Source organism: Streptomyces sp. 142MFCol3.1, assembly GCF_000424945.1.
Classification (GTDB): Bacteria; Actinomycetota; Actinomycetes; order Streptomycetales; family Streptomycetaceae; genus Streptomyces; species Streptomyces siamensis.
In genome coordinates this window covers 61,076-81,059 of sequence record NZ_AUKV01000034.1, presented here as the reverse complement: position 1 = coordinate 81,059, position 19,984 = coordinate 61,076, and the positions used below count along the sequence as shown (strand labels likewise).

Annotated in this window: 21 protein-coding genes; 6 read left to right on the top strand and 15 right to left on the bottom strand. The window is 70.0% G+C overall.

The window, feature by feature from the left end:
• Window positions 1–108: 108 nt before the first annotated feature.
• The 3 genes from H305_RS0136250 to H305_RS0136240 form a co-directional block, all read right to left on the bottom strand.
• Window positions 109–501 (bottom strand): hypothetical protein, encoded by a 393-nt coding sequence (locus H305_RS0136250; RefSeq protein WP_028804759.1) that lies wholly within the window; start codon window positions 499–501, stop codon window positions 109–111.
• Between the two features lie 141 nt (window positions 502–642).
• Window positions 643–1,389 (bottom strand): ribonuclease PH, encoded by a 747-nt coding sequence (gene rph / locus H305_RS0136245; protein ID WP_028804758.1) that lies wholly within the window; start codon window positions 1,387–1,389, stop codon window positions 643–645.
• A gap of 78 nt (window positions 1,390–1,467) precedes the next feature.
• Window positions 1,468–1,701, bottom strand: a complete 234-nt coding sequence (locus H305_RS0136240; protein ID WP_028804757.1) for a glucose PTS transporter subunit EIIB — start codon at window positions 1,699–1,701, stop codon at window positions 1,468–1,470.
• A 174-nt stretch (window positions 1,702–1,875) separates the two neighbouring features.
• On the opposite strand from H305_RS0136240, the gene H305_RS0136235 reads away from it, so the two are divergent.
• Both H305_RS0136235 and H305_RS0136230 read left to right on the top strand, forming a co-directional pair.
• On the top strand, window positions 1,876–3,165 hold the full coding sequence (locus H305_RS0136235; protein ID WP_028804756.1) for a PTS transporter subunit EIIC: 1,290 nt from the start codon (window positions 1,876–1,878) through the stop codon (window positions 3,163–3,165).
• A gap of 235 nt (window positions 3,166–3,400) precedes the next feature.
• The gene (locus H305_RS0136230) at window positions 3,401–4,666 is read left to right on the top strand and encodes a PTS transporter subunit EIIC (RefSeq protein ID WP_028804755.1); all 1,266 of its coding nucleotides are present in this window, start codon (window positions 3,401–3,403) and stop codon (window positions 4,664–4,666) included.
• 91 nt (window positions 4,667–4,757) lie between these two features.
• On the opposite strand, the gene H305_RS0136225 is transcribed toward H305_RS0136230, so the two are convergent.
• On the bottom strand, window positions 4,758–5,510 hold the full coding sequence (locus H305_RS0136225; RefSeq protein WP_028804754.1) for an MBL fold metallo-hydrolase: 753 nt from the start codon (window positions 5,508–5,510) through the stop codon (window positions 4,758–4,760).
• A 257-nt stretch (window positions 5,511–5,767) separates the two neighbouring features.
• Here H305_RS0136225 and H305_RS0136220 point away from each other — a divergent pair, with 257 nt between their 5' ends.
• A complete protein-coding gene (locus H305_RS0136220) occupies window positions 5,768–6,226 on the top strand; it encodes a type II toxin-antitoxin system PemK/MazF family toxin (protein ID WP_028804753.1) in 459 nt (152 codons plus the stop codon).
• Between the two features lie 394 nt (window positions 6,227–6,620).
• Here the strand turns inward: H305_RS0136220 and H305_RS0136215 are convergent, their stop codons facing one another.
• The 7 genes from H305_RS0136215 to clpS form a co-directional block, all read right to left on the bottom strand.
• Window positions 6,621–7,571 carry a PLP-dependent cysteine synthase family protein gene (locus H305_RS0136215; protein ID WP_028804752.1) on the bottom strand — a complete coding sequence of 317 codons (951 nt, stop codon included), beginning with the start codon at window positions 7,569–7,571 and terminating at the stop codon, window positions 6,621–6,623.
• Window positions 7,572–7,588: 17 nt separating this feature from the next.
• On the bottom strand, window positions 7,589–7,867 hold the full coding sequence (locus H305_RS0136210) for a MoaD/ThiS family protein (RefSeq protein ID WP_028804751.1): 279 nt from the start codon (window positions 7,865–7,867) through the stop codon (window positions 7,589–7,591).
• Between the two features lie 140 nt (window positions 7,868–8,007).
• Entirely contained in the window at window positions 8,008–8,109 is a 102-nt protein-coding gene (locus H305_RS56185) for a putative leader peptide (RefSeq protein WP_323186695.1), read from the bottom strand.
• A gap of 79 nt (window positions 8,110–8,188) precedes the next feature.
• Entirely contained in the window at window positions 8,189–8,611 is a 423-nt protein-coding gene (locus H305_RS0136200; protein WP_028804750.1) for a Mov34/MPN/PAD-1 family protein, read from the bottom strand.
• Window positions 8,612–8,755: 144 nt separating this feature from the next.
• Complete coding sequence (locus H305_RS0136195; RefSeq protein ID WP_028804749.1) at window positions 8,756–10,207, bottom strand: amino acid permease; 1,452 nt, start codon at window positions 10,205–10,207, stop codon at window positions 8,756–8,758.
• Between the two features lie 330 nt (window positions 10,208–10,537).
• Window positions 10,538–11,143 carry a DUF2017 domain-containing protein gene (locus H305_RS0136190; RefSeq protein ID WP_028804748.1) on the bottom strand — a complete coding sequence of 202 codons (606 nt, stop codon included), beginning with the start codon at window positions 11,141–11,143 and terminating at the stop codon, window positions 10,538–10,540.
• Window positions 11,144–11,155: 12 nt separating this feature from the next.
• On the bottom strand, window positions 11,156–11,473 hold the full coding sequence (clpS, locus tag H305_RS0136185; protein WP_028804747.1) for an ATP-dependent Clp protease adapter ClpS: 318 nt from the start codon (window positions 11,471–11,473) through the stop codon (window positions 11,156–11,158).
• Window positions 11,474–11,565: 92 nt separating this feature from the next.
• On the opposite strand from clpS, the gene H305_RS0136180 reads away from it, so the two are divergent.
• Together H305_RS0136180 and H305_RS0136175 are read left to right on the top strand one after the other, a co-directional pair.
• Window positions 11,566–12,894, top strand: a complete 1,329-nt coding sequence (locus H305_RS0136180) for a nicotinate phosphoribosyltransferase (RefSeq protein ID WP_028804746.1) — start codon at window positions 11,566–11,568, stop codon at window positions 12,892–12,894.
• Window positions 12,895–13,091: 197 nt separating this feature from the next.
• Window positions 13,092–13,676 (top strand): nicotinamidase, encoded by a 585-nt coding sequence (locus H305_RS0136175; RefSeq protein ID WP_028804745.1) that lies wholly within the window; start codon window positions 13,092–13,094, stop codon window positions 13,674–13,676.
• 108 nt (window positions 13,677–13,784) lie between these two features.
• Here H305_RS0136175 and H305_RS0136170 read toward each other — a convergent pair whose 3' ends face one another.
• Window positions 13,785–14,117: a hypothetical protein gene (locus H305_RS0136170; protein ID WP_028804744.1), complete on the bottom strand. Its 333-nt coding sequence runs from the start codon at window positions 14,115–14,117 to the stop codon at window positions 13,785–13,787.
• Window positions 14,118–14,238: 121 nt separating this feature from the next.
• Window positions 14,239–16,590, bottom strand: a complete 2,352-nt coding sequence (locus tag H305_RS0136165) for an immune inhibitor A domain-containing protein (protein WP_028804743.1) — start codon at window positions 16,588–16,590, stop codon at window positions 14,239–14,241.
• Window positions 16,591–17,031: 441 nt separating this feature from the next.
• Between H305_RS0136165 and H305_RS0136160 the strand changes: the two genes are divergently transcribed.
• Window positions 17,032–17,316, top strand: a complete 285-nt coding sequence (locus H305_RS0136160; RefSeq protein ID WP_063611381.1) for a hypothetical protein — start codon at window positions 17,032–17,034, stop codon at window positions 17,314–17,316.
• 58 nt (window positions 17,317–17,374) lie between these two features.
• On the opposite strand, the gene H305_RS0136155 is transcribed toward H305_RS0136160, so the two are convergent.
• Entirely contained in the window at window positions 17,375–18,157 is a 783-nt protein-coding gene (locus H305_RS0136155; RefSeq protein ID WP_028804741.1) for an RDD family protein, read from the bottom strand.
• Window positions 18,158–18,246: 89 nt separating this feature from the next.
• The gene (locus H305_RS0136150) at window positions 18,247–19,899 is read right to left on the bottom strand and encodes an RDD family protein (protein WP_078629420.1); all 1,653 of its coding nucleotides are present in this window, start codon (window positions 19,897–19,899) and stop codon (window positions 18,247–18,249) included.
• Between the last annotated feature and the right edge of the window lie 85 nt (window positions 19,900–19,984).

Sequence of the window (19,984 nt, the reverse complement as noted above, 5' to 3'; positions counted from 1 at the left end):
TCCGGTGCCGGTGGGCGGCCCGGAGCGCGTGGTCCTCTTCGCGTCGGGCCGGCCGGCGGTGTGCGGTGCGGGTGTGGCGGGCGGCCCGGCGCGAGGGGCGGGCGGGTGTTACGGCGTGCAGACCTTGGTGAGTTCGCCGGCGGCGTCGGTGACGGGGCTGACGTCGGGGGTGTTGTCGCCGTTCTTGATGGCGGTGCGGACGTTTCCGACGGCTTTGTCGAGGTCGTCGACGGCTTTGTTGATGTCAGCGTTGTCGGTCTTGTCGCCGATCTTGTCGAGGTTGTTCTCGATGGAGTCGAGGGATGCGTCGGTCTGCGTGGGGTCGTTCGCCGCGTTCTCGACGGCCTGTTGGAGGTCGGTGACGCTGTCGGCTATGGAGTCGGCGGTCTGGACGCAGTCCAGGGCCTTGTCGACCGCGTCGCATCCCATGGTCGTCGGCAGGGCGACGAGTGCGGCGACGACGGCGATGGTGGCGGTGCGGCGGCGATGGCGCGCGGCCATGGAACGGTCCCTCCCCGTGGGCGTGATGTGGTCCCCGGCCGTCGCGGGCCGGTCCGGCCGGTGGTGGGTCGGCTCGGCCCGCGGTGCGGTCGGTGGGCGCTCGGCTGGACCGTACGCCCGTACCTCTTAGAACGCGAAGGGTTATCGTCCGGTTGCCTCGAGGGTCGTTTCGAGGGCGGCGCGCTGGATGGCGGCGAGTTCGTCGCAGCCGGCGACGGCGAGGTCGAGGAGGGCGTTGAGTTCCTTGCGGTCGAAGGGTTCGGCCTCGGCGGTGCCCTGGACTTCGACGAAGCGGCCGTCGCCGGTGCAGACGACGTTCATGTCGGTGTCGGCCTTGACGTCCTCTTCGTAGCAGAGGTCGAGGAGGGGGATGCCGTCGACGATGCCGACGGAGACGGCGCTGACGGTGCCGGTGAGGGGTTTGCGGCCGGCCTTGACGAGTTTCTTGCCCTGGGCCCAGGTGACGGCGTCGGCGAGGGCGACGTAGGCGCCGGTGATGGCGGCGGTGCGGGTGCCGCCGTCGGCCTGGAGGACGTCGCAGTCGAGGACGATGGTGTTCTCGCCGAGGGCTTTGTAGTCGATGACGGCGCGCAGGGAGCGGCCGATGAGGCGGCTGATCTCGTGGGTGCGGCCGCCGATCTTGCCGCGTACGGATTCCCGGTCGCCGCGGGTGTTGGTGGCGCGCGGGAGCATGGAGTATTCGGCGGTGACCCAGCCTTCGCCGCTGCCTTTGCGCCAGCGCGGGACGCCTTCGGTGACGGAGGCGGTGCAGAAGACCTTGGTGTCGCCGAAGGAGACGAGCACGGAGCCTTCTGCGTGCTTGCTCCAGCCGCGCTGGATGGTGATGGGGCGCAGCTGTTCGGGGGTGCGGCCGTCGATTCGAGACATGGCGACGAGCCTAGTCGTATACGGGTGAGGGGCTGCGTCCGGTGATGGACGCAGCCCCTCGGGGGTGAGCGGGGTGGCTCACATCATGTCTTCGATCTCTCCGGCGATGGGGTCGGCGTCGGTGCCGATGACGACCTGGATCGCGGTGCCCATCTTGACGACGCCGTGGGCGCCGGCGGCCTTCAGGGCGGTTTCGTCGACCAGCGAGGGGTCGTTGACCTCGGTGCGCAGGCGGGTGATGCAGCCTTCGACCTCTTCGATGTTGTCGATGCCGCCGAGTCCGGCGACGATCTTCTCAGCCTTGCTGGCCATGTCCTACTCCCTGATCCGAACCGCTTTGTCGCAGTAACCCACAGTTGGCCCATCTTTGCGAGCGGTCGTGTTGTTCGTGCCGAATGATGGCGGTCACGACAGAGCGACCGGTCATCAACTGGTCTACACCAGTGGACGGTCGGGCGCCAAACCCGGCCCGCCCGGAGGACGCCCATGACCGCCGACAGCACCGCTCCCACCGCGCGCGACCGCTGGAACGGCTTGTTCCAGGGGATGCAGAAGATGGGGCGCAGCCTTCAGCTCCCCATCGCGGTGCTGCCGGCGGCGGGCATCCTGAACCGGCTGGGCCAGCCGGACGTGTTCGGGGCGGACGGGCTCGGCTGGGACAGCGTCTCGAAGGTGATGAAGGGTGCGGGCGGGGCCCTGCTGGACGGTGAGCTGGGGCTGCCGCTGCTGTTCTGCGTCGGGGTGGCCATCGGCATGGCGAAGAAGGCGGACGGTTCCACCGCGCTCGCCGCGGTCGCGGGGTTCCTCGTGTATCTGGGCGTGCTGCACCAGTTCCCGGAGAAGTGCGCTCGGCAGGCGAAGGTCGTCCAGGACGTCGGCTGTCAGGCGCCGGACTTCTCCGTGACGGCGTTCACGTACCAGAATCCCGGTGTCTTCGGCGGGATCATCATGGGCCTGATGACCGCGTACTTCTGGCAGCGGTATCACCGCACCAAGCTGGTGGACTGGCTGGGCTTCTTCAACGGGCGCAGGCTGGTGCCGATCATCATGTCGTTCGTGGCCATCGTGTTCGCGGCGCTGTGTCTGTGGGTCTGGCCGCCGATCGGCGACGGTCTGGAGAACTTCAGCGACTGGCTGGTGAGTCTGGGCGCGTGGGGCGCGGGTGTGTTCGGCGTGGCCAACCGGGCGCTGCTCGTCATCGGTCTGCACCAGTTCCTGAACGTGCCCATCTGGTTCCAGTTCGGCACGTACACGACGCCGGACGGGCAGGTGGTGCACGGCGACATCAACATGTTCCTGGCGGGCGACCCGGACGCGGGCCAGTTCACCTCGGGGTTCTTCCCGATCATGATGTTCGCGCTGCCGGCCGCGGCGCTGGCCATGGCGCACTGCGCGAAGCCGCATCGCCGCAAGGAGATCGGCGGCCTGATGCTGTCCGTGGGGCTGACGTCGTTCGTCACGGGCATCACGGAGCCTGTCGAGTACTCCTTCTTGTTCATCGCGCCGGCGCTCTATGTGATCCACGCGGTGCTGACGGGCGTGTCGATGGCGGTGACGTGGGGGCTCGGGGTGCACGACGGGTTCAGTTTCTCGGCGGGCCTGATCGACTACGTCATCAACTGGAATCTGGCGACCAAGCCGTGGCTGATCATCCCGATCGGGCTGTGCTTCGCGGTCGTGTATTACGTGATCTTCCGCTTCGCCATCACGAGGTTCGACCTCAGGACTCCGGGGCGGGAACCGGAAGACGAGGTGGTGGACACGACCAAGCCATAAGTAAGGTCTGTCCCGTACCCCTCAGGGGCCTTCGGACCGTGTGGTCCGGGGGCCCTTCGTCACGTCTGCAATCCCTTGTGACCGCTTGTTCCGACTATGGCCCAGCCCACAAAATCCGCGGGTTCCTTATCCAGCCTTCACCGTGCTACAACAGGTCTACACCACTGAGTGGTGTAGACCACGCCGTCCCCACCCCCTTGTCCCCCGGGCGGCGCCATGTTCACTGGAGGAACCTGTGTCCACGGCCAGCGCCGCTCCCGCGGCCGAGAAGAAGAAGGGCTCCGGCGCGATGGCTGTTCTGCAGCGCATCGGCCGAAGCCTGATGCTGCCGGTCGCCACCCTGCCCGCCGCCGCGCTGCTGGTGCGCCTCGGCAACCCCGACATGCTGGGACGCGAGTCGTTCCCCACGTTCCTCACCAAGATCGCCGGGTTCATGACGGCCGGTGGCAACGCGATCCTCGACAACATGGCGCTGCTGTTCGCCGTGGGCATCGCGATCGGCTTCGCGAAGAAGTCGGACGGTTCGACGGCGCTCGCGGCCGTGGTCGGCTACCTGGTGTTCAAGAACGTGCTGGCGACGTTCTCCGACAAGAACCTGCCGAAGGTGGCCACGGCCGTCGACGGCAAGGTGGTCATGGTCGACGCAGCGGTGGACGCCAAGGTCCTCGGCGGCGTGGTGATGGGGATCGTCGTCGCCCTGCTCTACCAGCGCTTCTACCGCACGAAGCTGCCCGACTGGGCGGGCTTCTTCGGCGGCCGCCGACTGGTGCCGATCCTCTCCGCCTTCGCGGGCCTGCTCATCGGCGTCGTCTTCGGCTACATCTGGCCGGTCCTCGGCACGGGGCTGCACAACCTCGGTGAGTGGCTGGTCGGTTCGGGCGCCGTCGGCGCGGGCATCTTCGGTGTCGCCAACCGCGCGCTCATCCCGATCGGCATGCACCACCTGCTGAACTCGTTCCCGTGGTTCCAGGCGGGCGAGTACCACGGCAAGAGCGGTGACATCGGGCGCTTCCTGGCCGGTGACCCGGCCGCCGGACAGTTCATGACCGGCTTCTTCCCGATCATGATGTTCGCGCTCCCGGCCGCCTGCCTCGCGATCGTGCACTGCGCCCGTCCCGAGCGCCGTAAGGTCGTCGGCGGCATGATGTTCTCGCTCGCCCTGACCTCCTTCGTCACGGGTGTCACCGAGCCCATCGAGTTCACGTTCATGTTCATCGCGCCGGTCCTGTACGCGATCCACGCGGTCCTCACCGGTGTCTCGATGGCCCTGACCTGGGCGCTCGGCATGAAGGACGGCTTCGGCTTCTCGGCCGGTGCGGTCGACTTCGGCCTGAACCTCGGCATCGCGACCAACCCGTGGGGCCTGGTCCTCGTGGGCCTGTGCTTCGCCGCGGTCTACTACGTCGTCTTCCGCTTCGCGATCACCAAGTTCAACCTGCCGACGCCGGGCCGCGAGTCCGACGAGGAGCTCGCCGAGCTCCAGAAGGCCGAGGCCAAGTAACGGCACCGCCCGCGCACGACAAGGCCCCCGGAACCGGTCGGTTCCGGGGGCCTTGTCGTGCGCGGGGGCCGCGGGCGGCCGCGTCCGGGCGCTAGATCTCGTACGACACCCGGGGCGCCGCCAGGTCCACCGGGCCCGCGTAGACGGCGCGGGCGTCCGCGAGGTTGGTCCGCGGGTCCGTCCACGGCGGGATGTGCGTGAGCACGAGGCGGCGGGCGCCGGCGCGGGTCGCGGTCTCGCCCGCCTCGCGGCCGTTGAGGTGGAGGTCGGGGATGTCCTCCTTGCCGTGCGTGAACGCGGCCTCGCACAGGAACAGGTCCGTGTCGCGGGCCAGTTCGTACAGTGCCTCGGTCACCCCGGTGTCCCCGGAGTACGTCAGTGACTTTCCGCCGTGCTCCACGCGGATGCCGTAGGCCTCCACGGGGTGGCGGACCCGCTCGGTGTGCACGGTGAACGGGCCGACGTCGAACGTGCCCGGCTTGACCGTGTGGAAGTCGAAGACCTCGCTCATCGAGGAGGCGGACGGCGTGTCGGCGTAGGCCGTGGTGAGCCGCTGCTCCGTGCCCTCGGGGCCGTAGACCGGAATGGGGTCGCAGCGACCGCCGTCGTGGCGGTAGTAGCGTGCGACGAAGTACGCGCACATGTCGATGCAGTGGTCGGCGTGCAGATGGCTGAGGAAGATCGCGTCGAGGTCGTAGAGACCGCAGTGGCGCTGCAGCTCGCCGAGGGCGCCATTGCCCATGTCGAGAAGCAGCCTGAAGCCGTCGGCCTCGATGAGGTAGCTCGAACAGGCCGATTCCGCGGACGGGAACGACCCCGAGCAGCCGACGACGGTGAGCTTCATAAGAGCTGGAACCTCCGCGCTGGCAGGAAGTGCAGAGAGTAGATGCGATATGCAGATACTCGGAGCGGGTACGGGAACGGGGGTCGTGCGGTCCGTCGAGCCTAAGGCGCGAAAGGGCCGGTCGCTCCTTCGCCAGGGGCCGTTGTGGGCGAACTCACCTGTGGTGTCACCGTTTCGGTGGACGTCGGGACGAGCGTGCGACGTCATGTGTTCGCGGCGAGGGGCGCTGTGGGATGCGCGCCGGTACCTTCGTTGCTATGGACACGTCCTGGTGGCTCGCGCTCGCGGCCGTGGTGCTGCTCGCGCTGGTCGCGACGCTGGTGGACGGCTGGGGGCGCCGCGGGCGCCGGCCGTCCGGGCGTACGCGCCCGCCCGGACGTCCCGCAGGCCGCAAGCGCGGAGCGCCGCGGCCCCGGCCGGCGGAGATCTGGTGGGCGAACGTCCCCTACGAGGACGCGCCGGGGGCGAAGGACCGGCCGTGCCTGGTGCTCGTCGTGCGCGGGGACCGGGCCGTCGTCGCGAAGATCACCAGCAAGTACCACGACGAGCGGGCCGGAGTGATCCCACTGCCGCCGGGTGCCGTGGGCGACGCCCATGGACGGCCGAGCTTCCTGGAGACGGACGAGCTGCGGGACGTGCCGGTGTGGGAGTTCCGCCGGAAGGTGGGCGTCATGGATCCCGTGCTGTGGGACCAGGTGCGATACCTGGCGGGCTGACCCGGCGGCCGCCCGCACGCGGCGGAACCCGGCGTGGGGCGTCCGGCACGCAGGCGCTGCCCGCGCACGGCGGCCCGAGCAACGCGGCCCCTGAAGACCGGGTCCCTGACCCGCCGGCGCACGGCGGGCAGCGGCAGCGGTCGCCCACGCGCGGCGAGCTGAGGCGGGAGTTGCCCACGCGCGCCGAACCGAGGCGGCGATTGCCCGCGGGCCGAGGCAATGGCTGCCCGCGCACGGGCCGAGCGGCATGGTGTCCGGCGTCAGGGCTGAGGCCGTCTTGACGTGGCCGTCGTGAGAGGGGGCGGGCGCTCCTCGCCCGTGCCGGCGCACCGGGCGGGCCGGCAGTCGCGCGCGGGCGGACCGGACGGGTCCGTGGACCCGTCCGGTGGGCGCGTCACGCCCAGAGCTGGCCCTGGAGCGTTTCGATCGCTTCCTCCGTGGTGGCCGCCGTGTAGACGCCCGTGGAGAGGTACTTCCAGCCGCCGTCGGCCACGACGAAGGCGATGTCGGCGGACTCGCCCGCCTTCAGCGCCTTGTTGCCGACGCCGATCGCGGCGTGCAGTGCCGCGCCGGTGGAGACGCCCGCGAAGATGCCCTCCTGCTGGAGCAGTTCCCGGGTGCGGGTGACCGCGTCCGCCGAGCCGACGGAGAAGCGGCTCGTCAGGACCGAGGCGTCGTACAGCTCGGGCACGAAGCCCTCGTCGAGGTTGCGCAGGCCGTAGACCAGGTCGTCGTAGCGGGGCTCCGCGGCGACGATCCTGACGTCGGGCTTGTGCTCGCGCAGGTAACGCCCGACGCCCATGAGGGTGCCGGTGGTGCCGAGGCCCGCGACGAAGTGCGTGATGGAGGGGAGATCCTCGAGGATCTCCGGACCGGTCGTCGCGTAGTGCGCCCCCGCGTTGTCCGGGTTGCCGTACTGGTAGAGCATCACCCAGTCGGGATGCTCGGCCGACAGCTCCTTGGCGACGCGGACGGCGGTGTTGGAACCCCCGGCGGCCGGGCTGGGGACGATCTCCGCGCCCCACATGCCGAGCAGGTCACGGCGCTCCTGGGAAGTGTTCTCGGGCATGACGCACACCATGCGGTAGCCCTTGAGCTTGGCCGCCATGGCCAGCGAGATGCCGGTGTTGCCGCTCGTCGGCTCCAGGATCGTGCAGCCGGGGGTCAACCGGCCGTCCTTCTCCGCCTGTTCGATCATGTGCAGGGCGGGGCGGTCCTTGACCGAGCCGGTCGGATTGCGGTCCTCCAGCTTGGCCCAGATCCGGACGTCCGCGGACGGCGACAGCCGCGGCAGGCGCACCAGAGGGGTGTTGCCCACCGCGGCGAGCGGGGAGTCGTAGCGCATGAGGGATCAGCGGCCTGTCAGGCCATGCCGCCGGCGACGGCCGGCAGGATCGTCACGGTGTCGCCGTCGGACAGCTTGGTGTTGATGCTGTCGAGGAAGCGGACGTCCTCGTCGTTCAGGTAGACGTTGACGAAGCGGCGCAGCTTGCCCTCGTCGACGATGCGGGCCTGGATGCCCGTGTGCCGGGTCTCGAGGTCGGCGAACAGCTCGGCGAGGGTGTCCCCGGTCCCCTCGACGGCCTTCTGACCGTCGGTGTAGGTGCGGAGGATGGTGGGGATGCGGACCTCGATGGCCATGGTTGCGGGCTCCTGTCGGAAGTGGTCAGGGTCGGTGCGCCCCCTGCTTCGGCGAAGCCGGGAGCTCGGGGGAACTACGGGAAACGAGGCAAGGGGCACGTGGCGTGCGGAGCCGCGGCTCACGGCCGTACGGCGGCAGGTCAGCGCGTACAGATGGCGCTCTGCAGCCTGCACAGGTCGACGTGCAGCCGCGCCACGAGCAGCATGCCCGGCGTCTTGTCGCTCACGTCAGGGGAAACCATGGGCTCATCGTATCGATTCCCGGTCCGGGTTCCGGAATGTGATCTCACATTCCGGACGTTTATCGGCCGCCAGGTGAGATCAGTAGGAGTCCACGACGGCGACCTCCTCCTCCGTCACCTCGCCCTCCACGATCCGGTAGGAGCGGAACTGGAAGGGTCCGGCGTCGTCCGCGTCGGCGGTCGAGACGAGTACGTAGTGGGCTCCGGGCTCGTTCGCGTACGAGATGTCCGTGCGGGACGGGTAGGCCTCGGTGGCCGTGTGCGAGTGGTAGATGACGACCGGCTCCTCGTCGCGGTCGTCCATCTCGCGGTAGAGCTTCAGCAGGTCGCCGGAGTCGAACTCGTAGAAGGTGGGCGAACGGGCGGCGTTGAGCATCGGGATGAACCGCTCGGGGCGGCCGGTGCCCGCCGGGCCGGCGACGACGCCGCACGCCTCGTCCGGGTGGTCCTGCCGCGCGTGCGCGACGATCTGGTCGACGAGGGCCTGGGTGATGGTCAGCATGCCCGTCAGGATAAGCAGAGGGGCCGCCCCGTACCGAAGGGTGGTACGGGGCGGCCCACATGGTGAGCGCTCAGGTCTGGAGGGCCTGGCCGCGCGAGCCTGCCGGGACCGCCTGCGCGGCCCTCAGGGCCCGGTGCGCGCGGCTCAGCCGACCCTCTCGAGCTCCGGCTCGCGACGCTCGGTGACCTGCGGGTTCCGCGCCTTGAGGACTGCCCAGCCGATGCCGAGGGCGGCGGCCCAGCCGGCCATCACGTAGAGGCAGACGCGGGAGTCGGCGTCGTACGCGATCAGTCCGGTGACGAAGAGCAGGAACACGACCGCGATCCAGCTGCACTTCGCACCGCCCGGGGCGGGGAAGGAGGACGCGGGCAGGCGTCCGGCGTCGACCGCGCGGCGGTACAGGATGTGGCTGATCAGGATCATCAGCCAGGTCCAGATGCCGGCCGCGGTGGCGACGGAGGTGACGTAGCCGAAGGCCTTCTCCGGGACGATGTAGTTCAGGACCACGCCGATGCCCATGAAGAGCACCGAGACGGTGATGCCGATCGCCGGGGTCTTCGTCGAGGAGAGCTTGTTGAAGACCTTCGGGGCCTCGCCGTTGTCCGCGAGGGTGCGCAGCATGCGGCCCGTGGAGTACATGCCCGAGTTGCAGGAGGACAGGGCCGCGGTGAGCACCACGAAGTTGACGATGCCGGCGCCGGCCGGGATGCCGATCATCGCGAACGCCTTCACGAAGGGGCTCACCTCTGGTGCGAACTCGGTCCACTTCACGACGCAGAGGATGACGGTGAGGGCACCCACGTAGAAGAGGGCGATACGCCAGGGCAGGGTGTTGATGGCCTTCGGGAGCGTCTTCTCGGGGTTCTCGGACTCGCCCGCGGTGACGCCGACGAGCTCGACGGCGAGGTAGGCGAACATGACGCCCTGGAGGGTCATCAGGGAGGAGCCGATGCCCTTGGGGAAGAAGCCGTCGAACTGCCAGAGGTTGGCGACGGTGGCGGTGTCACCGGCGGAGCTGAAGCCGAAGGTGAGCACGCCGAGGCCGATCACGATCATGCCGATGAGCGCCGTGACCTTGATCATCGAGGCCCAGAACTCGATCTCGCCGAAGACCTTCACCGAGATCAGGTTGGCCACGAAGAGGACGATCAGGAAGACCAGCGCCGAGACCCATTGATGGATCGACGGGAACCAGTAGTGGATGTAGATCGCGGCGGCGGTCAGCTCCGCCATGCCGGTGACCACCCACATCAGCCAGTAGGTCCAGGCCGTGAAATAGCCGAAGAACGGGCCGAGGAACTCGCGGGAGTACTCCGCGAAGGAGCCCGACACCGGGCGGTAGAGCAGGAGCTCGCCGAGTGCCCGCATGATGAAGAAGATGATGACGCCGGCGAGGGCGTACATCAGGATGAGGCTGGGTCCCGCCTTGGCGATGTTCGCCCCGGCGTTCAGGAACAGACCGACGCCGATGGCGCCGCCGATCGCGATCATCTGGACCTGGCGGCTGCCGAGCCCTCGCTCGTACCCCTCTTCGAGGGTGTCGCCGCCCCCGGCCTCACTGCCGTCGTACTGCTTGTCGACCTGCGATGAGGTCATGTTGGTGCGCCTTTCTCCATGCCGAACCGAGCCAGTCCCTTGGCTTCGGATCGGGTCCCGATCCCCCCGGATGGTGGAGCTTTGTGCCTGGCCGGCGATCCGCCGGCTCGGTGGCGCACCCGGCGGGACATGGGTGGTGTCCGCCGGGCGGTCGTGAAGATTTATCACGGCCGCAACGGTGATCGGCGGCTGCCGCTGTGCGGCACACCACAGGAAGAACCGGACAAACAAAGACTCCGGCCCGCATTGCGGGCCGGAGCGGTGACGCGATCGTTATTCGGATTTGAGCGTCCGTTGAGTGAACATCAGGGGGTAATTTGTCCTGACGGATCAGGGCATAAGGGTGGTCACCAGGGTTTCCTGGAGGCCACCGAGCCAGAGGTAGGCCATCACCATCGGCTTGCGCGGGTCCTCGTCCGGGAGCCGGTAGAGGTGGTCGGTGTCCTCCTCGTCCGTGACGTCGAGGCGGGAGCCGATCGCGAGGCGCAGGTCGTTCAGGGCGCGCAGCCACGACTGGGACTCGTCGGGGGACAGCTCGAGGACGGCGGCGCCGTCGCCGCCGGGGGTGAGCGCGTCCAGGGAGCGGATCACCGCGAGGGCGTTCTCCCGCTTGGCCGCGCGCAGGTCGTTCTCGGTGAAGCGGCGGAACTCCGCGGAGTGGGCGCGCTGCTCCTCGGCCTCCTCGGGCGTGGCCGCCTCGACGCCGGGGCCGCTGTAGGCGTCGGGGAACAGGCGCTGCAGCACGGGGTCGCTGGGCGGCTCGCTGGGGCCCTCCGCGAACAGCTCGGCGAGCGGGTCGCCGGGGGCACTCTCCGCGGGGCCCGGACCGATGAGTTCCAGGAGCTGCACGGCGAGGGAGCGGATGATGGAGATCTCGACCTCGTCGAGCGCGACGGCCGCGCCGCCGCCGGGGAGCGGTTCGAAGTGTCCAGGCATGGAGTGAGTTCGCTACTTCCGGTCCTGCTGAAGGGTGGCCCACAGACCGTAGCCGTGCATGGCCTGAACGTCGCGTTCCATCTCCTCGCGCGTGCCGCTGGAGACGACGGCACGACCCTTGTGATGGACGTCGAGCATGAGCTTGGTGGCCTTGTCCTTGGTGTAGCCGAAGTACGTCTGAAAGACATACGTCACATAGCTCATCAGGTTGACCGGGTCGTTGTGGACGATCGTGACCCAGGGGACGTCCGGCTCGGGTACGGCGAAGACCTCCTCGGCCGATTCGGTCTTTTCGATCTCTAGGGGTGCGGGAGCCGTCACATCGCCCATGCTGCCACCAGAGAGGGGGGCCCGCACAAACGGGCCCCCCTGAACGGGGGCCCTAAACGTCAGAGTGACGAAATGGGGGTACGATCCCGTCCATGAACACAGCGGACCTCGGGCTGCCGGTGGATGTCCCCTCGACGGCGCTCTTCACGGACCAGTACGAGCTGACGATGCTGCAGGCCGCGCTCGCCGCGGGGACCGCCGAGCGCCGCTCGGTCTTCGAGGTCTTCACGCGCCGACTGCCCGAGGGGCGCCGGTACGGAGTGGTGGCGGGTACCGGACGCGTCCTCGACGCCGTCGAGAACTTCCGCTTCGACGCGGACGTCCTCGGCTTCCTGCGCGAGCGCGGGATCGTCGACGAGCCGGCCCTGGAGTGGCTCGCCTCCTACCGCTTCAGCGGGGACATCTGGGGCTACCCGGAGGGCGAGGTGTACTTCCCGGGCTCGCCGATCCTGCGCGTCGAGGGCTCCTTCGCGGAGTGCGTGCTCCTGGAGACGGTGATCCTCTCGATCCTCAATCACGACTCGGCGATCGCCGCGGCCGCCTCCCGGATGGCCTCCGCCGCCGGCGACCGGCCGCTGATCGAGATGGGCGCCCGGCGCACCCACGAGCTCGCCGCCGTGGCCGCCTCGCGGGCCGCTTACATCGGCGGGTTCGCGACCACCTCCGACCTGGCCGCCGGGTTCCGCTACGGGATTCCCACGGTGGGTACGTCCGCGCACGCCTTCACCCTGCTGCACGACCGCGAGCGCGACGCCTTCCAGGCGCAGGTGGACTCGCTCGGCCGGGGCACCACCCTGCTCGTGGACACCTACGACGTCGCCGAGGCCGTCCGCACGGCCGTCGAGGTCGCCGGGACCGACCTCGGCGCCGTGCGCATCGACTCCGGCGACCTGCTGCTCGTCGCGCACCGGGTGCGGCAGCAGCTCGACGAGCTGGGTGCGACCAGGACGAAGATCGTCGTGACCTCGGACCTGGACGAGTACGCGATCGCCTCGCTGGCGGCGGCGCCGGTGGACGCGTACGGCGTCGGCACCCAGCTGGTCACGGGGTCGGGCCACCCCACCTGCTCGATGGTCTACAAGTTGGTCGCCCGCGCCGGGTCGACCGACGCAAGGGCCCCGCTCGAGCCGGTCGCCAAGCGGTCGAGGGGCGGAAAGACGTCCATCGGCGGCCGCAAGTGGGCCGCACGGCGCCTGGACGGCCGCGGGACCGCGGAGGCCGAGGTGATCGGCACCGGCCCGGTGCCCGACGAACTGGCCGACCGGCTGCTCCTGGTCGAGCTGGTCAAGGGCGGCCAGGTCCTCGCCCGAGAGCCCCTGGACGTCGTACGCGACCGGCACTCCGCCGCCCGCGCCGATCTCCCGCTGTCGGCGACCCAGCTCTCGCGCGGCGAGCCGGTCCTCCCCACGGAGTACCTCTGAGACACCAGGAGCCGCGTGCGGCGGGAGGGGCCCGGCGCATGAACCTCCGGTGAGCGGGAATGCAACGGCAGGATGCCTGCGCACCTCGCGGAAACCGTTTGCCCCCTCCCGCACCGCACCCGAAGTCCCTAGGCTCGGTAGTTCAACGGCCGGGCCCGCACCCTCCCGTCGCATCCCACCGTCGAAGGACACCGACCATGCGCCGCGCCTTGATCGTCGTAGACGTGCAGAACGACTTCTGCGAGGGGGGCAGCCTCGCGGTGGCCGGGGGCGCCGACGTGGCCGCCGCCATCACGGAGCTGATCGGGCAGGCGCCCGCCGGCTACCGGCATGTCGTCGCCACCCGTGACCTCCATGTCGCCCCGGGCGGCCACTTCGCCGACAACCCCGACTACGTGCACTCCTGGCCCGCGCACTGCGTGGCCGGCACGGAGGGCGTGGGATTCCACCCGAACTTCGCCCCCGCCGTCGCCTCCGGCGCGATCGACGCCGTCTTCGACAAGGGCGCGTACGCGGCGGCCTACAGCGGTTTCGAGGGCGCCGACGAGAACGGCGTCCCGCTGGCCGACTGGCTCCGGGCCCGCGAGATCGACGAGGTGGACGTCGTGGGCATCGCGACCGACCACTGCGTACGGGCGACCGCGCTGGACGCCGCCCGCGCGGGCTTCCGCACGCAGGTGCTGCTCGATCTCACGGCCGGGGTGTCCGAGGAGACCACCGAGCGGGCGCTGGAGGAGCTGCGCGCGGCCGGCGTGGAGCTCACCGGCAAGCCCGTCGTCTAGGCACGCGACCGCGCCGTCCGGCCACGTCGTCCGGGCGCGCCGCTCGCGTGCCCGCGGCGCCGGCCCGCGGCCGGCCGCTCACGGGAGGTCACACGCGACCACGGATGGTCACAACTGGGGTGTCGGACGTCTGAGCAGGGCCCTGATGGGATGCCACAGCTCCTGGGAGAGGTCGACACCGTTGTCGGGGGCGGTCCGCCATATGAGGCCGTCCGGATGGTGCAGGACCGCGGTGACCTCGTCCGGAGTGGGCGGGGCCGCGTTGCCGCGGAGGTAGACCGCCCGCAGCCCCAGGTTCCGCAGCCGGGTCAGGGCGCGGGCCCGGTTCTGGGCGAGCACCAGGAAGCGCACGCTGTCGCCCGCCGAGCCCGCCGGACTGGGCAGGTTCAGCGCCACCACCACGCTGCCGTTCGGCAGCTTGCAGAAACCTCCTGCGGCCATGCAGTCACACCCCCGTGCGCACCGGCGTCAATAAGAGAACCACAGCACGCACCTAAACACGATCGGCGGCAACCCGCCAGGGGGTTGCCGCCAATCGCCTTCTGACCTGCGTAAACGCGGTCTACTTCACCGCGGGGTCCACCCGGAGCGAGATCGTCGAGCCGTCCTTGGCCTCCTTGACGATCGTGATCTTGGTGTTGGTGTCAGTGATCTTGACACCACCGGTGGGGTTCCGGTTGTCGTAGTAGTCGCTGGTGTGGTCGTTGAAGACCGACACACCCTTCGACGACGGGATCTTCGTCGCGACGTCCGCGCTGTGCAGCGTGATGCCGTCCGTGCGGTACAGGCTGAACGTCGAGTCGTAGGCCTGGATGCGGTTGCGCATCAGCGTCCCGTTGTCCCACCACAGGGCCTTCGGGTGCGAGTCGACGGGCAGCGCGAGGCCGACACCCGGGTGCTGGCTGGTGTTGTTGTCCGCCTGCGAGGTGTCCCACTTCCAGATCAACAGGCCGTTCTGGTACGGGTAGTGCTCCACCCAGTCCGGACGGGTCGTCGAGAAGCCGAAGTTGTACGGGCCGACCTTGAGGGTCTTGTCGTACGAGACGTACTGGCGGTTCTCCGCGAGGTAGTACTGCGCGTAGTCCTTGGTGAACGAGGCGCCGATGCGGGAGAAGCCCGCCGCGGTCCAGGCGGCGTCCGCCGACTCGGCGTTGTCCGAGAAGAGCGGCGAACCGTCCGCGGTCACGGAGATCTCGTCGGCCGCGAAGCCCTTCTGCGCCACGCCGCCGTCGGTCTGGTAGCGGAAGCGGAGGTCGATCTTCTTGCCGGCGTAGGCGTCGAGCGAGTACGACAGCTTCTTGTAGCTGTCGACCGTGCCGGTCAGGGCGGGCTTGTCACTGCCGTCGCGCGGGATGGCGGCGCCGTCCACCGTGCCGTCGAGAGCGGTCCAGTTGGCGCCGCCGTCGGTCGAGACCTCGGTGTAGAGGTAGTCGTAGTTCGCCTCGATGTCGTACCAGCCGTCGAGGGTCAGCTTCGCCGCCGACTTGCCCGTGAGGTCCACGGAACGGGTCAGCGTGTTCTTCAGGTTGTCGCCGCTGCCGCTCCACCACTGGGCCGAGCCCTGCGCGGGGTTCACGACTGTGGTCGTGACCGCCTTGTCGGGCAGCGAGACGACGAGCGCCTGCTTGTTCCAGGTGTTGTACTCGGCGACGCCCAGCTTGTGCGTGGACTGCTTGCCGGCCTTGGCCGTGTCGTAGTTCAGCCAGCCCAGCTGGAGCTTGTCCCAGGCGTTGAAGTCGCCCGGCAGGTCGCCGATGGACTCCTTGCCGGTGCCGAGCCACGAACCGGAGGACATCAGGGTCCAGAAACCGGTGGAGTTGTCGCCGCCGGCGGTGTCGTAGTGGTCCGGCAGACCGAGGTCGTGGCCGTACTCGTGGGCGAAGACGCCGAGTCCGCCGTTCTCCGGCTGGATGGTGTAGTCGCCGACCCAGATGCCGGTGGAGCCGATCTGCGCGCCGCCCAGCTTGTTGTTCGCGGGGCCGGTGGCGCCGGCGTCGGTGCCGAAGGCGTACCAGCGGTGGGCCCAGATCGCGTCGGTGCCCTCGACGCCGCCGCCCGCGGACTCGTCCTCGCCGGCGTGCACGATCTGGAAGTGGTCGATGTAGCCGTCGGGCTCGTTGAAGTTGCCGTCGCCGTCGTAGTCGTAGCGGTCCCACTGGTCGAACCGCGCGAGGTCCGCCTTGACGGCCGCGTCGGACTTGCCGGCCGCCTTCTGCTGGGCGACCCAGGCGGTGACGCCGTCGCTGACGACGTTCCACACGCTCGGGCAGTTGGTGGAGCCGCAGGCGTTGTTGCCGTAACGGGCCTCGTTGTAGGGGACCTTGACCCAGTCCGCGACCTCGCCGTCGACCGAGTAGCGGCCCGAGGACTGCTTCTCGTAGAACTTCTTCATCGACTCGGTCTTCTTGCCGGTGCCGAAGTAGAGGTCCTGGAAGTGCTTCTGGTTGTAGTCCGCCTGCCAGGCCGTGCTGTTGTCCTTCTTGCGGTCCGGCGCGGCGATCTTGTTGTGCAGCGGTCCGGCGCTGCCTCCGTACTTCGGGTCCGTCTTGTCGCCGAACTCGACCAGGATCGTGAAGATCTTGTCGGTCTTCTCCCGGCCCAGCTCGACGTACTTGCTGTCGCCCTTCTTGCTCTTCAGCTGGACGACCTGCGAACCGTTGCGGTTCTGCACCTTGGCGTCGCCGGATATGACCTGGTTCAAGGCCTCCTGGCGCTGCGCGTCCTGCGTCTTGCTGAGCGGCCCGTCGAGGTCGTGGTCGACCGTGTTCTTGGCCGGCATCGGGTCGTGGCGGTCCGCACGCACCGACGGCGCATCGTCGGCCTGGGCCACGGCGAACGTCGAGAACGTGGCGGTGGCCGCCGCGAGGGCGACGCCCACCGCGGTCGCTCTGAACGTCCATGGTCTGCTGGTCACTTGATGTCCTCCCCCGCGTCCGCTCGCGCGGAGGGGGGTCCCGGTCTCAGGAGTGTCCGCGCGCGTATACGCGATTCAAGTGACGACATTCGACCGGAGTTGCCACAGAAAAAACAGACCTTGACTTGAACCTGGCAAGTACACTATACGGAGCGGGCGTTCGGTATCCGAACGCCCGCGAAACACCCCAACAGGCGCGCCTTCATGTCCACTTGATGGACGTCATGACTCCGTGCGCCCCCTGTGCTCCGGCACCGTGGGTAAGGTCACGCTTACCGGTCGTTCCACTCGGGCATGCAGGCGAATAGAGTCGATTGGCGGAGCGTCGGAAGTCGGCGGAAAGCCAAGTCGACACCGTTGTCTCACCCCCGATTCTTATCCGCACCCTCCCCCATCGCGAGAGGCACGGGGGGAGTACCCCCATCCGAGGACACGATTGCCATGCCTCGTCCGACCGCCGCACAGCTCGCCTACGGTTCCTGCACCGTGATCTTCTCCACCCTCGCCATGCTGTTGCTGTCTCAGACGAGTTCGGGCCTGGGGATCGCACTGATCACCGTCTCGGCACTCGCGCTCGGTCTGCTCGTCGCCATGACGGTGCCGTTGCCGAGGACCGCGCCGCCGTCCGCGGCTCCGGCCGCCCGGCCCGAGCCCCGGCGCGTGTCCGTGCGGCGGGAGCCCGTCTCCGCCGGGGTCGACCCGGTGCGGGAGCCGACGGCCTCCTGACGACACGACGGCGGGCCCGTGGATCACGGGCCCGCCGATCCGTTGCCCCTCCCCCGTCTCAGCCGGCGCTGACCACCACCGTCTTGGCCGCCTTGTCGTGCAGGCCCTGCTTGTAGGGCTTGTCGAAGAAGCTCCAGCCGCCGGCGATCGCCGTCCAGATGCACGCGCAGCAGAACGCGAACGGCAGCCACAGGACCAGCGACCGGATCAGCATGGTCTGCACGGAGGGCGTGGCGCCGTTGTCGAGGTCGGCCACCCGCAGCTTGAACAGTTTCTTGCCGAGGGTCTGGCCCGTCCTGCTCATCATGATCGTGTCGTAGGCGACGTAGAGGACGGCGGCGATCACCTCCTTCCCGAAGGAATCGGCGAACTGCATCTTGTCCGTGTCCACGGTGTATTGGCGAAAGCCGAACGCCAGCGACACCAGCCACACCACGATGCCCACCAGGATCATGTCGATGATCCTCGCCAGCACCCGCTTGCCGCTGTCGGCGAGCGGGGGCATGCCGGCCAGCGGATCGCCGCCGTAGGGGCCTCCGGGGCCGTAGGGATCGCCGCCGCCCCCGCCGTACGGAGGCGGCTCTCCGCCGCCGTAGGGGGGCGGCTGGCTGCCGTAGGGGGTGTCGTACGGTGAGCCGCCGCCGGGAGGCGGCGGGCCGCCCGGGGGCGGGGTGCCGTCGCCCGGGGGCGGAGTGCCCCAGCCGGGAGGCTGCGAGCCGCCGCTCGGGGACGCCGGGCTGTCGTACGGCGAACCGCCGCCCTCGGCGGGCGGGGGCTGCTTCTTGAACGGGTCGTCGTCCGGTGGCTGGCCGGACCCGGGGGGCGGCGGTTCGCTGCTCATGGCCCGAGTCGACCGCGAACCCTCCCCCGCCGCATCCGGCGAGCGGCCGTCCGGGGGAGGGCCCGGGCGCCCCGGCCGGGGGCCGGGCCCTAGGAGGACGCCACGAAGGTGTGGGCCGCCTTGTCGTGCCAGCACTGGCGCCACGGCTTGTCGAACAGGCACCACAACACCCCGACCACACCGACGACCAGGATCCCCGGGACGCTGTAGACCAGCCAGCGGCGCAGCGCCGGACCGAAGCTCGGCGGTTCGTGACCCTCGATGTCGCGCACCTCCAGGCCGAACAGCTTCTTGCCCAGGGTGCGGCCCCACTTGGCGGTGGGCAGCGCGTCGTACAGGACACCGAAGACGAGCAGTACGGCGAGGACGATGCCGAGGCAGCTGCCGGTCGTGCCGTCGAGCAGCCAGACCGTCACCTTCTCACCGGACAGCTTGGCCGCGTCGATCTTCTCCTCTACGTGGTCGATCGCCCTGGTGCCCAGCGGTACGGCGGCCACGGCGGTCACACCGGCGAGGACGACGGTGTCCACGAGCCGTGCGGCGAGCCGCTTGCCGAGGCCCGCGGGCCTCGCCGCCGCCTGCCGCCGGGCCGCGGCCTGGAACACGTCGTCGACCGGCGGCTTCCACGGCGTGACCGGCTGGCCCTCCTCGGCCGGGGCACCCGCGAGCCGGTGCACCTGCTGCGCCCAGGAGGGCTGTCCGCCACCGGGACCGGAGGTCACTGGAGTGGAGCCGCCGGACTGCTGGGGGACGGCCGGAGCCGACGGTGCGGAGGCGTTCCGCGCCGCGGCGGCGGCCTGCGCGGCCTGCCCGGCGCCGAAGCCGCCCGCCGGCGGGGCACCCGCACCGGACGGTCCGGCCGCGGCGGGACCGCCCGGCGCGCCGGACGTGGCGGGAGCACCGGACGCGGCGGGACCGCCGGACGCGCCCGCGGCCGGGGCCGTGCTCCCCGTCTGCGCCCCGCCCTGCCGGTCCGTGTGCGGGGAGAGCGCGCGAAAGGCCATGGTGCCCTCGGCGGGAGGGGAGTCCTGGGCGCCCGGCGAGCCGGGTGCGGCGGAGCCGGTGTTCTCGGCTTCCGCCGCGCCACCGGAACCCTCGCCGCCCTCCTGGCCCGCGGGCCGCACCGGCCCCGTGGGCCGGCGGAAGACGACGGTGCCGCCGGACGCGGGAGGCCGGGCGCCGTCGGCGGAGTCCGCGGGCGGGATCGTCGCCGTGCCGTCCGTGCGAGCGGACACGCCGTCGGGCTGCACGGCCGGTTCGGCGGGTTGCGCGGCACGCGGCACGCGAGGGTCGACACCGTGCGGCGCGCCCCAGGAGATCCGGCGGTCCTGCTCACCGCCGAAGCCGGTCTGCCGGGACCGGTCGGCGCCCCAGGCGCTGGCGGGTTCGGGCCGGCTGCCGTGCTGCGCCTCGGCCGGGGACACCCGAGGGGAGGGATCGGCGGGCTGCGGGTCCTCGTCGAAGAAGTGCGGCCCCGTCTCCTCCGTCGTGGGAGTGGCCGCCGGTTCGCGCGAGGTCCCGTGCGGGGCCGAGTACTCGGGGGAAGGTGCCGGAGCGGGCACATGGGAGGGGCCCGCACCCGGCGGAGGCGCGAGCTGTTCGCCCTCGGACGGCGCCGGACGGCTCGTGCCCGGCACCCAGGCAGCGCCGTTCCAGTACCGGACGTATCCGGGGATGGAGGGATCCGGGTAATACCCTTCGCGGGGCCTGTCGTCTCCGGGGGCCGGGGTTGGGGCGCTCATGTCCGTCGTCCCGTATCTGCTCGGTGGTCAGTTGGGGGCTCCACATCTATCAGACCGGCGCTCCCGCCACGGCCGCTCCCGCTGT